12 protein-coding genes and 1 pseudogene are annotated in these 13,714 nt (G+C 70.8%); 7 read left to right on the top strand and 6 right to left on the bottom strand.

The genetic code is table 11. The features are described 5' to 3' along the window. The first annotated feature begins 2 nt into the window (after positions 1-2). Positions 3-773: a MerR family transcriptional regulator gene (locus ACWGH1_RS25625; RefSeq protein WP_453409025.1), complete on the top strand. Its 771-nt coding sequence runs from the start codon at positions 3-5 to the stop codon at positions 771-773. A 636-nt stretch (positions 774-1,409) separates the two neighbouring features. Here ACWGH1_RS25625 and ACWGH1_RS25620 read toward each other — a convergent pair. The 3 genes from ACWGH1_RS25620 to ACWGH1_RS25610 all read right to left on the bottom strand — a co-directional run bounded on the left by ACWGH1_RS25620 (position 1,410) and on the right by ACWGH1_RS25610 (position 4,516). Further along, positions 1,410-2,042 (bottom strand): PASTA domain-containing protein, encoded by a 633-nt coding sequence (locus ACWGH1_RS25620; RefSeq protein WP_453351925.1) that lies wholly within the window; start codon positions 2,040-2,042, stop codon positions 1,410-1,412. 669 nt (positions 2,043-2,711) lie between these two features. Then, complete coding sequence (locus ACWGH1_RS25615; RefSeq protein WP_453409024.1) at positions 2,712-3,401, bottom strand: response regulator; 690 nt, start codon at positions 3,399-3,401, stop codon at positions 2,712-2,714. Next, on the bottom strand, positions 3,398-4,516 hold the full coding sequence (locus ACWGH1_RS25610) for a sensor histidine kinase (RefSeq protein ID WP_453351923.1): 1,119 nt from the start codon (positions 4,514-4,516) through the stop codon (positions 3,398-3,400). The genes ACWGH1_RS25615 and ACWGH1_RS25610 overlap by 4 nt, the downstream gene beginning before the upstream one ends. A gap of 180 nt (positions 4,517-4,696) precedes the next feature. Here ACWGH1_RS25610 and ACWGH1_RS25605 point away from each other — a divergent pair, with 180 nt between their 5' ends. From ACWGH1_RS25605 to ACWGH1_RS25585, 5 genes and pseudogenes are all read left to right on the top strand, one after another. Further along, positions 4,697-5,356 carry a hypothetical protein gene (locus ACWGH1_RS25605; protein WP_453351922.1) on the top strand — a complete coding sequence of 220 codons (660 nt, stop codon included), beginning with the start codon at positions 4,697-4,699 and terminating at the stop codon, positions 5,354-5,356. Beyond that, complete coding sequence (locus ACWGH1_RS25600; protein ID WP_453351921.1) at positions 5,349-5,897, top strand: hypothetical protein; 549 nt, start codon at positions 5,349-5,351, stop codon at positions 5,895-5,897. The genes ACWGH1_RS25605 and ACWGH1_RS25600 overlap by 8 nt, the downstream gene beginning before the upstream one ends. Before the next feature lie 480 nt (positions 5,898-6,377). Continuing rightward, positions 6,378-6,587: pseudogene (locus tag ACWGH1_RS25595) on the top strand (hypothetical protein); the annotation flags it as partial. A gap of 38 nt (positions 6,588-6,625) precedes the next feature. Further along, positions 6,626-7,252: a hypothetical protein gene (locus tag ACWGH1_RS25590; protein WP_453409023.1), complete on the top strand. Its 627-nt coding sequence runs from the start codon at positions 6,626-6,628 to the stop codon at positions 7,250-7,252. Beyond that, positions 7,253-10,192: a M56 family metallopeptidase gene (locus ACWGH1_RS25585; protein ID WP_453409022.1), complete on the top strand. Its 2,940-nt coding sequence runs from the start codon at positions 7,253-7,255 to the stop codon at positions 10,190-10,192. Between the two features lie 183 nt (positions 10,193-10,375). Here ACWGH1_RS25585 and ACWGH1_RS25580 read toward each other — a convergent pair whose 3' ends face one another. From ACWGH1_RS25580 to ACWGH1_RS25570, 3 genes are all read right to left on the bottom strand, one after another. After that, entirely contained in the window at positions 10,376-10,660 is a 285-nt protein-coding gene (locus ACWGH1_RS25580; RefSeq protein ID WP_453356834.1) for a hypothetical protein, read from the bottom strand. Positions 10,661-11,183: 523 nt separating this feature from the next. After that, entirely contained in the window at positions 11,184-12,449 is a 1,266-nt protein-coding gene (locus tag ACWGH1_RS25575; RefSeq protein ID WP_453356833.1) for a hypothetical protein, read from the bottom strand. Beyond that, the gene (locus tag ACWGH1_RS25570; protein WP_453356832.1) at positions 12,436-12,816 is read right to left on the bottom strand and encodes a hypothetical protein; all 381 of its coding nucleotides are present in this window, start codon (positions 12,814-12,816) and stop codon (positions 12,436-12,438) included. Before ACWGH1_RS25570 ends, ACWGH1_RS25575 begins: the two co-directional genes overlap by 14 nt. A gap of 294 nt (positions 12,817-13,110) precedes the next feature. On the opposite strand from ACWGH1_RS25570, the gene ACWGH1_RS25565 reads away from it, so the two are divergent. Continuing rightward, entirely contained in the window at positions 13,111-13,560 is a 450-nt protein-coding gene (locus ACWGH1_RS25565) for a GNAT family N-acetyltransferase (RefSeq protein WP_453356831.1), read from the top strand. Positions 13,561-13,714: the final 154 nt, after the last annotated feature.

Here is a 13,714-nt window from a genome sequence, read left to right as displayed (position 1 = left end):
CCATGACAGACGGAATCACCATCAGTCAGGCCGCAGCCTTCGCCGGCGTCACGGTGAAAACCATCCGGCACTACCACCAAAACGGCCTGGTCGACGAACCCCGCCGGGACAGTTCGGGCTACCGACGTTACACATCGGCCGACCTCCTGCGGCTGGTTCAGGTCCGGACGCTGGCCGGCGCTGGGGTACCGCTGGCCGAGATCGGCTCCCTACTCGATGCCGATCCCGACCGGTTCGTCGCCGCGCTCGTCGAGGTCGAAGAGAACCTCACCAGCCGGATCGACGAGCTGATGGCACGGCGCAAGACGCTGCGCCGACTCGCCAACGGCGACCGGGTCCTGCTGCCCGACCGCGCCTGCGCGCTGCTGGACCGGATGCCCGCGCTCGGATTCTCGACGGACGACGTGGCAACGGCACGCGAGGGCCTGATCCTGGTTCGGGCCCTGATACCGGAGGGCTTCGACGACTACCTCTCCCAAATCGAGTACGGTCTCGACGATCCGCGGCACGTCGCCATGATCAAACTCACCTGGAGCGCCGGCCACTGGCAACCCGACGACCCCCGGATCGAGGAGCTCGCCGAGGAAGTGAGCGCCCACTTCCTTGCCGACCCCTCGCTGCTGCCCGCGCTGACCGGCCTCCAGAACCGCAACGACGGCGCGACCCGATACGAACTGCTCACGCACCACGGAGAAGACGACAAGCCCGGCTGGACCCGACTGACCACCCTGATACAGGAGAAACTGCGCTCGGCCGGCCTCGACACCCCGTGAGGGGACATGCCAAGGAGCGGATCGCCGTCTGGCTCGCGGGCGCGCAAGGAGCGCTGCCAATCCTGAACATCGCTGACGACGCGGCCCAGGCGGTCAGCAGAAGGACGAGGCCGAGGCCGGCGAAAGGTTCTTGTCGCAGCTGGACGTGTTCCGGAAGGGCGGCCCGGCCAGGGTGGCGCCGACCCGCAACCCCTCGCCGCCGCGGCCGACATAGATGCCTCCCCGCGCGAAGGCCACCGCAAGGTGTGCTCCACAAGGCACGGCAGCCTCTGGCGGCGGCGAACAGCCCTCCGGTCGTGGAAGGGGAAGCCCGCGGCCCGCACGCGGCCCGTCTCGGGCGGCCGAACGCCCGCAGCCGCCCGCCGCTCCCCGGTGGCACAGCCACCCGCCGCCCGCCACCCGCATGAAGCCACCGATGAACCCGCCGTTCCGCTCCCGGCCTTACCAAGGCGGCGGGCGATCTCGTTGCGGGCGAGGCCCTCGTCGTGAGCTTACGGACATCGGCACGGGTTTCCTCGGTGACGGGGAACGGTGCCCTTGGGGGCATGACGTCACCTCAGGTGAGGGACTGATCAGCCGGGGCTCCGACGGCGGCCCTGTGCCGGGAGGCGCCAGCCAGGCGGCGGAGTCGATGGGTCAGGGACAGGCCTCTTCGGACTTGCTGACGGTGAAGGAGACGGGCTGGCCGGTGAGCGCTGTCCCAGGCTTCGGGTCCTGGCTGCACACCTTCCAATTCGACTCCTGGAGGACCATGCGGCTCTGCACCGCGTCCTTCACGGTGATCGAGGCGTTGGTCGGGAGCGCGGAGCGAACTGCCTTCATGCCCTGGCCAACGAAGTTCGGCATGGTCTCGCCCACCGGCTTCGGCGCGGGTGCGTCGCTGGCGGGACAAGCCTCTTCCAGCTTGACCGCGCCGAAGTCGACGGTGGTGCTGGTGTCGATGCTCGCGCCGGAGGCGGGGGTCTGGCTGCACACCTTCCAGTTCCGATCGAGGGCCTGGAGCCGGTCGCGGCCAAGCGCGTCATGGGATTTGAGGGCAAAGAACCCTGCCGCCTGCGCTTCGTCTTGGGCGGTCTGGAGGCCCTTGCCAACCATGTTCGGGAGCGTGGCCGTCTTCGCGGCGGGTGTGGGGCTGGAGCGGGCTGGGGCGCCCGGGGCCGTGGCACTGGGCGTTGCCGGCTTCGCGGTGCCGGCTGTCTGGGGGTTGCAGGCCGTCAGGGCGAGGACGGCGGCCGCGGCGATCACTGCGGCGGTGTGGTGTGTGCGCATCGGGTCATACTCGCTGGCCGGTTGCTGCTGTGCGGTGGCTGTGACCGGTCTGTGACGTGCGCAAGCCCCCGCGCGGGCGGGGCTTGGTTCGGGGCACGCCGAAGTCGCGACCGGTCATCACGGGGCACCGAAGAGAGGCTACGTAACCGGGCGCAAGAGGAGCTCCGCCTCGTGCTCACGAATGTGCGCAGGCAACCGACACGGCGATCCATCCGGTACCAGCGTCCTGCGGGCCATGGGCGAGCAAGAGCAAGATGGAACGGACGAAGGCAGCGGCCCGTGGCCGTACGGGCTCGACCCGGGCGGAAAGCCCTCCGCACCCTGGGCTCCAGTGCTCGGAGGGTAACGGGCTTCCGTAGCCTCTCGTTGCCACCGTCCGGGGAGCGGCTCTTGCGAACGGTCCGGGTACGGGTCACCTGCTGCGCGAGAGTCCCTGTGACAGCGCTGCGGGTATGGGGGATCCCGGGAGTCTGCGGTGGCACCCTGTCGAGGCCGATTCGAACGGGACACGTACACCCCATGAGCGCTTCGGCATGACGAACGCCTCGTGGTGGCGCCTTCGACGCCACGCCCGTGACAACGTGGAGGTCAACGAGCCGTTGCGGAATTCACCGGTGCCGGTCATCTCTCCGGGCAGGTGGTACTTGGTGATGGCGTCCTCGTCGCGGCCTACTCCCCTGGTTCCCGTGGGACTGGACCGGCCAGGCCGTTCTCCCAGGCCCAGGCGGCGATGCCCACCCGGTTGCGGGCCTTCAGCTTCGCCTGGACGTTGGCTATGTGGGTCTTGACGGTGCCCGCCGAGATGAAGAGCTTCTCGCCGACCTCGGCGTTCGTGAGGCCCTGGGCGACCAGGCGGGCGATGTCGACCTCCCGGGCGGTGAGAGGCGACGGGAGCGTGGGCGCTGCCGGGGCGGGGGCAGGGGCGAGGGTCTGGAGCATCCGGACCGTGACCTGGGGGCTGATGAGGATGTCCCCGGCCATCGCCGCCCTGACCCCCTCGATGAGGAGCCCCGGGCCCGAGCGCTTGAGCAGGAACCCGCAGGCGCCGTCGTGCAGTGCCGTGCGTACGTAGTCGTCGTGGTCGAAGGTGGTGACGACGAGGACGCGCATCGGGTCGGGCACACCGGATCCCGCGAGGCGCCGGGTGAGTTCGAGGCCGTCCAGGCCCGGCATCCGGATGTCGGCGAGGATCAGGTCAGGCCGCAGGGTGCGGGCGAGGTCAACGGCGGTGAGGCCGTCCGCCGCCTCACCGACGACGGTCATGTCGGGCTGCGAGCCGAGAATCAGGCGGAAACCGCTGCGTATGTCCTCCTGGTCGTCGGCGATCAGGATGCGGGTCGGGCCGAGGTGCGTCGTCATGAGGTCTCTTTCGGGAGCGTGGCGGGCAGGACGGCGGTGAGCTGCCAGCCGCCGTCGCCGTGCGGCCCCGCCGCGAGGGTTCCGCCGAGGGCCTCGGCGTGCTCCGTGAGAGCGGGGAGGCCGAGGCCGCCCCGCCAGGCGCGGCGGCGGACGGGGACAAGCCGGGCGCCGCGGTCGTTGGTGACGCGGATCTCCACGCTGGTGGCGGTGGGGGTGAACGTGACGGTGGCGCGGCGGGCGCCGGGGGCATGCCGGCGGATGTTGGTCAGTGCTTCCACGACGATGCGGTACGCGGCGGAGCCCGCCTCGCGGGAGAGCGACTCCATGGTCAGGGGAGGCAAGTCCAGAAGTGCCTCAGTGGCTCCCGCCGAGGTGAAGTCCGCGACCAGCGAGTGCAGTTGCGACACGTCGGGGAGGGGGTGGGTGGCGGCTGGCTCCGGTCCGTGCAGCATCTGTACGGTCCGGTCCATCGCGGCCAGGGCGCTCAGGCCCGCCTTTTCGATGCGCTCCAGGGCGAGCACCGCGTGGGAGGGGTCGGTGGAGGCGACGAAGCGGGCCGCCTGAGCCTGGACGACGATCCCGCTGATGTCATGGGCGACGAAGTCGTGCAGGTCACGGGACAGCTGAAGCCGCTGGGCGGCGCGGGCCTCGGCCACCGCGTTCCGGCGACGCAGTTCCTGGCGGCGGGGGTAGGCGCCGACGGCGACCGCGGCGGCTACCGGAAGCAGCCAGAAAGTGGCGATTCCGATGCATTCCAGGAAGGACTCACCGGTGACCAGCGGCAGCGGCCAGAGACACACCGAGAGGGCGGTCAGCGGGAGGGCGGACTTGAGTTCGCGCAGCGGTGACCAGCGGGTGACCACGGCCAGCAGAAGCAGCAGGACGGCGATCTCCGCCAGCTTCCAGCCGGAGCCAGAACCGGAACCGGCCTCCGGCAGGGCGAAGCTGGTGCTCAGGGAGAGGGCCGCGCAGATCGTGGTCGGGCGGGCGAGGCGGCCGAGCCGCTGAAGGGCTGCGGCACGGGGGCGGGCAACGGCCCACACCAGCGTGCCCGCGGCCGCGAGCGACGGCAGAGCGCCAAGCACCGTGACGACCGGGCCGGTTGATTCCCACATGATGATCAGCGTACTGGTGTGCGACGGGCGGGGGTCTCCGCCGAACGGCATAGAAGGGCCGCGCAGCGGCGCGATGTTTGTGCCGATCGGCGGATGGGATCGCGGGGGTGCCGGGGGTGAAGCTTGAGCCGTTCAACCGACCACGGAAACACAAACACCTCTGGAACACGGGAGTCCCTCATGCGTAACAGCGCAATCGGCGCTACGGCAGCCCTCGCCCTCCTCGCCGGACTGGTCGCCGCGGGCCCGGCTCCCGCAGCCTCGTTCCCGTCCGTCTCCGCCTCGGCCTCCGCCGCGAAGAAGGGGGCGAAGGCCGCGAGCGTCCACGGGGAGGCGCGGATCTCCTACATCGAGTCGATCAACGACGACATCCGCTTCACCATCGATGCCGAACAGGTGCCGTTCAGCCGGCCGGTGCTCCCCATCGCCCCCAGCGGGATGGCCACGGACGCCCGGGGAACACTGAAGGTCTCCCACACCCCCCAGAGCGGAGCCGCGGGGTGGGCGGAGGCCCGGGTGGACTGTCTGGTCACCAGCGGCCGGACGGCGACCCTGACCGCGATCGTGACGAAGTCGAACGTCGAGGAGGTCGGCACCCGGCTGGGCGTCAGCGTCCAGCAGGGCGGCGAGGGCCAGCCGGACCGGCTCGGCTTCTCCTGGGGCGTGGTGAACCTCGACCCCGAGCACGTCGACGCGGAGGGCGTGCCCATCAGGCCGCAGGCCGGTACGTGTATGGCTCCCGCACCCTTCACGACCGTCATCAAGGGCGGTTTCAAGGTGGTCCACGCCGAGATCACGAAGGCCCCCGCGCAGCCCCAGGCGGCGATCCGCCGTGGCTGACACGCTGGTCACCGGGCCGACGCCCGTCACGGTCCCGCCCCGACTCCCCCGCTGCGTCCGCCTGGCGGCGCACGCAGCCGCACTCACCCTGGTGCCGTCGGGGCTGTGGCGTACCGCCATCGCCCTGGGCTGGAACTCCGGATTCACCGAGGACTTCCTTCGCCCGGAGAATTTCCCCGGCGCCGGGTCCTTCTACCTCATCGGCCTCAGCCTGCTCACCGAGGCACTGGGACTGCTCACCCTGGGCTTGGTCCACCAATGGGGCGAGGAACTCCCGCACTGGGTACCGGCCCTGGGTGGCCGGAGAATCCCCGTCATGGCGGCGGTGATCCCCGCCTCGCTCGGCGCGGCGCTCGTCACCCTCATCACGATCACCGGCGCGTTCAGCTGGAACGATGCGGACAACATGGGCGGCGCGGGATCCCCTGACGGCAGCCACTACTGGCTGATGACCGCTTGCTACATGCCACTGCTGGCCTGGGGGCCGCTGCTCGCGGTAGTCACAGTGGCCTACTACCGCCGTCGGCGTGGGGGCCGCTGAGTGCGGGCGTCGGCAGATCGTGGTACATGTGCGAGCGGGGTTCGGGGCCGGCTCCACGAGGCGATCCTGCGCCGCCTCGACGACGTCGGCCTGCTCGTCCTCTTCCTCGCGGTCCTCGGCTCCCTCCACGTTCCGGCTAACCGATCGTGTCAGAAAGCCCGCGCCCGACCCCGGAATCGCGCGGATCTCGAGGCTCGCTGGCACATTCCCCGGGCTTCTCGGTCACCGGGCGAAAATCGGCATGGGAACTGCGCAGCTCGGAGCCCTGCCCGGCCCTGCGGAAATCGCGGCGGGAGCGCTCGACGGAACCGCATTCGGCCTCGCGACGGGACCCTTCCGAGGGCGCAGAAGACCAGCCGTTCGACGAGGTGCCCCTGTGCCGTGGCCGGCCCCCGCTCCCCAGCCCAAGAGTGGCCGGCCTGGTTCGCGGGTTCGTACGGGCCGATCCGTACCGGCTCCGGGTCCGGCCGACACACTGCCGCCGCGGCCATTGGCATGGGCATCGCCACCACCCTGCGCTGCCACTTCAGCCGCACCGTCCGCGTCCCGCCCGACACCTATCGGCGCACGTTCCGCACGTATGTCCGCACCGGTCGGCCCGGCGCCGCTGACTTGGCCGGAAAGGCACTTAGAGGGTGCTGTTGCAACGTCATCTCCCGTGCGAAAGTTGGTGGTTCGGGTGCCGCTTGAAGCGGCATGCAGGGGATGCGCTACGTCTGGGGGGACGAATGGGATCCGGAACAGAGGTGTCCGGGGACGGCCCGCTGCCCGTGGCCGTGCGGGATCTGGTGCGATCGGTCGTGGCTGCGCTCGCTCCGGAGGAGCTGCCGCTCGTGGACGGCCTGCGGCACTTCGATGACGCCACCGTAGTGCGGCGGCTGAGCCGCGGCGGCGGGCGCCGCGAACCGCTGGGGTTCGGCATCGGCGAGGTCGCCGCGCTGATTGCCCCCGTCGTGTGGCTGGTGCTCGACGGGGTGGCGCAGCAGATGGCGGTAAGGGCCGAGGAACGGGCCTCGCGATCGGTGACGAGCATGGTGAGGCGGCTGCTTCGGCGCCCGGCCCCCGTTGCCGAGGTCCCAGCGCTCACCCGGGAGCAGCTGGCCGACGTACGTGCCCGCGTGCTGGCAGTGGCCGGGCAGCGGGGCCTGCCGCCGGGGCGCGCCGAGGAGATCGCCGACGCGGTGGTGGCCCGCCTGATCCTCTCCGACGGGCCGGAGGCCCCCGCCGTCCTGGCACCGACTCCCGCAACCACACCAGACGGACCGCACCCGACCGCTCCGACTGTCCCGGCGCCGCCGCCCCCTCCCGATCCGGTACCTGCGGACCGTCCGGAACCGGCCGCCGGGCCGGCGTAAGTGACGGCCGGCAACGAACTTGACGGACGGCCGCGCATCGACGAGCGGGTCCTGGGCGCGGGCACGGGCCCCCGGTTCGTCACCCTGCTGCTCCTGATGCTGACCGCGGGCGGGTCCCTGATGCTGTCGGTGTACAGGACGTTCGGAGCCGGATACGAAGCGAAGTGCTCGCTCGCCGCGGGTGTCGACCCCGCCGACGGCAGCTACTGGGCAGCGACGCTCAGCATCACCGGCCAAGGCACTGCCTACCGCTTGTGCATGCACACCTGGGCACCGCCACCGCCGGGGTGGCAGCTGGCCATCTGGCCCCTGGTGCTGGTGCTGGCGGCAGGACTGCTGTTCGCCGTGCTGCCGCTGTGGAGGACCCGCCGCGGACGGGTCGTCACGCTGGAGTCGGTCGATCCGGACGGCGACATCCGCACCCTGCTCGGCGAACTCTGTACCGCGATCGGCCTCGCGCGGCCGCCCAGCGTGGTGATCGACCCCGCGAACAGCTCGGTCGGCGCCGTCGTCTTCGGGCGTACCCGCCGTCCCGTCGTCTGCCTGCACGGCGGGCTGGTCGCGATCAGGTCCACCGATCCGGAGCGGTTCCGAGCCGTGCTCCTCCACGAACTCGCCCACATCGCCAACCGCGACGTGACCCTGACGTACCTGACCGTCGCCCTCTGGCGGGTCTTCCTCGCCCTCGTCCTCCTGCCTTACACGTGCTCCTGGGCCTACGACGTGTCCGGCATCGTGGCGGACGGCGGCACGCCGAGGCTCTCCCGGAACGCGGCGTTCGCCGTCATCATGGTGGTGATGGTGCACCTCGCCCGCGCCGACGCGCTGCGCAGCCGGGAGATCTACGCCGATCTGACGGCGCTGCGCTGGGGGGCGGATCCGCACGGCTGGTCCGTGTCCGTCACGCCACCCGGGAGCAGGGTCCGCCGCGCTCTCGACGGCGTCCTCGACCTATGGCGAACCCATCCGCGGTGGGGTCTGCGCCAGGGGGCCCTGACCGACCCCGGGCCGCTGTTCCGCACCTCGGCCCTACCGGTCTTCCTCCTGGGCACCATACCCGTCCTGACCGTACCGCAGGTGTTGGGTCAGATCGCCCCCTACCGGGTCAACTTCACCAACAACCTGATGGCGGTCCTGGTCGTCCTGCCCGGCGCACTGGTGTCCGGCGTGATCGTCGTCGCCCTGTGGCGCAGCGTCGTGTACGCCGTGCTGACCGGCACCAAGGTCCCCTCGGGCGCCTGGACGGGCGGGTGGCTCGGTGCCGGGATGTCGGCCGGCCTGTTCCTCAGCGGCTTCGCCGCGGGCTGGTCCTGGCTGCCCCTGCGACCGCAGGTCCTCCTGCTACCAGTGGTGGTGGGCGCGCTCTTCGCATGGTGGACCACTCAGTGCGCACGCCTGTGGATCGGCACCGCGCGGGGCCGGACCTTGCGCCCCGCGCTCGCTCTCTGCCTGGCTGCCGCTTGCCTCGGCATGACGTCGTGGCTGGCGTGGTGGATGCTCACCGGAACCACAGCCCTGAACGTACCCCTGTTCACCGCACAGTTCGTCGCCAAGGCCATCCTGCGATGGCTTCCCTCCGCTGCTCCTACCGGCGACCTGGCCGGGATCCCCGGCATCGCCGTAGTGCATCCCCAACTGTCGGCCCTGGCCGACACACCGATGGCCGCGATGGCCATGACCGCACTGTGGGCCGTACCGCTGCTCGCCTGGGCATCCGGGCCGGTGGCGGGCGCACCGCGCTGGTTGCCTGACGCAACGGCCGCCCCCGAGCGGGCCCCCGCGCCCCTGCGCGCGGTCTTGCTGCCCGGCCTGCTCGGTGGAGCGCTCGCCTGCCTGGCCGTCATCGGCGTGCAGGCCTACGTCCACACCGCACAGCCGGCACCTGACGGCCGGGGCGGGCTCTACGCCCTGCGGTACGCGGTCCTCCTGCTGCTCGTGCTGTGCCTGCCCGCAGCCGCGGCGGCCGTCGTCGCGAGCACCGCCGACCGGCGATTCCGGCTGCTGGGAAGCCTGATCGCCGCCCAGACGGCCACCCTGATCGGGCTGGCAGCCATGAGCCTGCTCGTGTCCGTCGACGGCTGCATCACCTCCCTCAACGTCCTTTCGGAGAGCTGCGCCTGGCGCCCGGCCTGGTCCCGGCCACTGTTCCCGTTCGTCTACGTGATGACCAACGCGCTGGTCCTCGCCTCGGTCCTCGCCGTCGCCATCGCCCTGGCGGCCGCATCAGTCGGCCACCGACGGCCGCGACGCGCACGGGTCACCGGCCGTACCGGGATGCGCACCAGCCCGAGCACGACCGGCCGGCCCCGTGCCCGTCGCGTCGCGGCAGGCGTCCTGGCTGCCCTGGTGATCGCAGCGACCGCGACGGACGGTGCCGTACAGCAGTACAGACTCGGCTTCACCATCGACGCACTCGCGGCCGAACGTAAAATCGTGCAGGACTGGAACCTTCCCGACCCGCCGGTTTCTGACTCCACACGTCTGCGACAGATCCGGGCCTGGTACCGCCTCGGCGGCTACGCAGTCATCGGGCTCGTGGTCTCGTACGACGACCAGCTCACCAACACGCTCCGGGAAGCACAAGCCGCCAAGGACTCAGGGGACGTGTTCGAACGGCGCCTTCGGCCCACGTGTAAGAACTCGGGCGGGGCATCGCTGTTCGAGACCGTCTGGTTCCGTGTTCCCGCCTATCCCCAAATACGGGCGGACTGGCACGCCGTGGTCACCTTGTCGGAGACCGGCAGCCGCGACTGCACCCGGGGACTGGACGCACACGACGTCCAGGCCGTCGGTGCCGCGTTGGCCAAACTGCGTACCGCCCGTCGCTGCGCGGAAGCCGTCAACGCCCAGATCGACAGGATCCTGCGGGCAGGCGGCTACGAGGGCACCCGCCGCCCACCCGCGGCGGGGGCCGCCGCCCTCTGCGACGGTTCGGCTTGAGCCGGCCGGTCCCCCGCCCCGGCTGCGCCGCCTTCTCGATCCGGCCTATCGGATCGGGTGCCGTCACCAGCACGGGCAGGAGCCCGACCACAAGCCAGACCCGCACCGCCCGCACCTTGCGCTCCGCGGGCCCGGCGAACTCCCGACCGTCACCGATGCCCACGGCAAGGGCCTGCCGGCACGTCACGTCGGCCATCGATCCGGCGCCGGGATGGACGCCACGGCCTCGTCCAGGACCAGCTCCCGCAGCTGGACGGCGAGTCCACGGAACGCGTTGACCAGGGCCAGGACGATGCCCTCCGGCTCCCCGGAGTCGATTGCCGCTTCGGCGCCCTCCAGGAGCTGGAGGGTGCCACCGGCAAGCTCCGTGCTCGCAGCGCGTTCCTGGGCTGACGCGGCCAGTTGCTCATGAGTGAGGACCGCGGCGAGTCCCTCCCACTGCTCTTGCGAGCAAGCCAGTTGCTGCATGCCTGATACGAGGTGTGGCTGCGTGGCTCAAGTGACCATGGTGACGGCGCGTCGTTTCAGCACAGTGCTGTCCCAAATGGTGCACCCGCTATGGTCGCACTGACCGCTTCTGAGCTGCGAGAACTTGACCCGCACGCTCGCAGCGCCCCGGAGAGACGTCGGTGACTTCGACGCCTCGGGGTGCTGACATCGAGCGGGCTGGGTGGCCAGGACGTCCTGCCGGAGCGTGTCCTGCTCGCGCTGCCCAGGCCCGTGAGTACGGACTGCCTGCGGCCGTACGGCCAGCGGTCGCCGGGTACGTGCCCGGCGCTTGATGGGCGCGCTGCCAGGCAGTCTCCGACGTCCACGCCGGCGCGTTGTCGGCCACCCTCTCGGCGTCCACCCTGATCATGGCGTTCACACCCTGCTCGCCCAGCCATTCCAGGATGAGGAGTGTCACCTCCTCGATGCCGGCATCCTGGTCGGTCTTCGGCTACCGCCACAGGCCGCCGACGGCAGGTATTCGGCGGCGCCGAGCCGGTCGTCACCGCGCCCGTACGGCTTCGGCGCGCAGGGACATGGCGTGCGCCGCACGCACCGCCGGGTCACCGGCCTCCAGCAGCTCGGCCATGGTCCGGCCGTCGGGGACCTTGAACCTGACTGCTTCCGGGGTCGTCCCCATGCGCAGGACCCCGAGGCCCTCGTGGCACGCCGCCATCACGGCGTAGAAGCGCATCTCACGGTCGTACGCGGCCTGCACGGCGGGCATGCTCCGCGGGTCGTAGTGGAGGGACGACACGGGAACGGCGTTGTACCCCTTCGGCACGGGCCCGAACTTTCCCCTGACGGCGTCGATGTCCAACCCGTTCAGACCGAAGGCGCAGTGCACCCAGCCCTGTTCCTCCAGGCGTGGCCACATGCCGTAAGTCTCCGGCTCGGCGGCGGAGGTCATCGCGCCGGCGACGGAGAACACGTGGCGCCGGACCATGGGGTGCGCGTAGATGCCTTCGGCGTACGACCCCATGTGCATGCGGTGGACGTCGAACAGGGCGTACAACGCGGTCACGGCGTATGACAACCTGAAATACGCCGTGGCCGGACTGAATTCCCAGCCCTGCTCCCGCGCCGTGAGCCGTCCGATGTCCTGGGCGAGCATCGCCCAGTGCGTCGCCATGACGTCCGCGTCCGTCTCGGCGAACCGTCTGAAGTACCGCTCGTCTTCGGGTGTGCGCACCACGTCGAGATCCTTCATGGCCCGCAACTGCGGGCCGTGCTGGCGGTAGACGTGTGCGGCTTCGTGGCCGATGACGAACATGAGGGCCAGGGACGTCATGGAGGCGACGTCGTAGGCGGCATCCGGCGTGCGGGTAACGGAATGCAGCGCCGCCAGCTCCTTTCGCCAGTCCGTACGCGCCCCCGCTGCCCCGAACAGCGGATGCAGTCCCGGGGGCAGTCGCCACAGGGACTCCCACTCGGCGTCCACATCACCGAGCACCAGCATGACCTTGCTGCCCAGCAGGTATCCGCACAGGAGGTCGGCGAGGACGTAGAAACGGCAGACGAGGCCGAGGGGAATCGTGATGACGTGGTGGTCGGGGGTGATCTCCTTGGCCCGGCAGGTGAAGAAAGGGGAATCGACCAGTTCCACGGTAGTCCGGATACCGATGGCGGTGTCGAAGGCCGACAGTTGTATACGCATGACCATGAGCGACAGTCGGCACGCCTCGACCGCGTCCTCGGACACGAACGAGGGGAAGTCAGCGGGCTTCACCGGCCCGCCCATGGCGTCGATGAACTCAGCGGCTTCCACTGCGCCCGTGCCCCCGCGTCCCGGTACCGCACAGCCGGTGGAGTCCCGCATGCACGACCTTCACGGCCAAGACGGTGGCCGGCACGTCCAGCCCGAGCTGCGCGTGCAGGATGGCATCGACGACCGCGGCGGCCAGCAGCCGGTTTCCCTCACCGGGGTTCTCCGCGGCCCGCATCACGGCGGCATTCGCGCAGACGGCGTCGCGCAGCCGTCCTTGAAGGGAGGCGAACCACCGACGTGCGATGAAGAGGCGCTCCTCGTCGTCGTCCTCCCGGCTGCCGAAATCCTCGCCGACCAAATGCTGGGCGATCAGAAGATCGATCTCGTGTTCGGGCAGTTCCAGAAGCTCTGCCAGCCCGTTCGGCATGTTCCCCCCAGAGGCGCGCGTTTCCCCCAGTGTGCCGTTCACAGGCAGGCGGGCGCGGGCGATTCAGCGAAACCGCCGGCTCCCTCCGACCACCTCCACAACCTCATCCGCGGCCGGAGGGAGTTCAGGAAGGGCGCATGTGCTACGAGGGTGACATCGCGGACGGCGGCCCGATCGGCCGGGTCTCGTTGCAACCGGACATCTCCGCCGTGGTGCACTGCGGGGCGCCGATACGGCCCGCGAACCGCGGCACCCGTAATAGGCCTATCGGCAGTTCGCCCCTATACTTTTGCCATGGCACCCGTGCACATCGTCCGTGCCGTCGCGCAGGACGCCGAGCGGCTCACCGCGTTGATCCAGGCGTCCCGCGCCTACCGGGGGCGGTACGCCTCCATGATCGCCGGCTACCACGTCGCCCCCGAGTACGTGTCGCGGCACCAGGTCTTCATGGCAACCGGCCCAAGCGGGCGCCTGCTGGGCTTCTACGCGCTCGTGCTGGACACGGCGGAACTGGATCTCGCTTTCGTGTCCGATCAGGCCCAGGGGCTGGGCGTCGGCCGTCTGCTGGTGGAGCACATGATCGTCCGGGCCCGACTGGAGGGCCTGGACGAGGTGCGCGTGGTTTCGCACCCGCCTGCCGAGGGCTTCTACCGGCGCCTGGGTGCGGAGCGGATCGGCACAGTACCCTCGTCGCCGCCCAAGGTCACCTGGGAGCGACCGGAGCTGAGGTTCCGGACGGGGTGAAGGAGCGATGCGGCAGGTCGTGTGCGAAACGGTGGTGGGGGCCCCCCCCCGGGGCGGGCGGCGCGGGGGGGCCCCCCCCCCCCCCCCACCCCCGGCGCCGCCCGCGGGGCGGGCCCCCCCCCCGCCCCCCCCCGCCCCCCCGGGGCGGCGCCGC

This window comes from Streptomyces sp. NPDC054883 (genome assembly GCF_053610645.1).
Note: the sequence above shows the minus strand (reverse complement) of the source record. Positions and strands in the feature narration are given on the sequence as shown.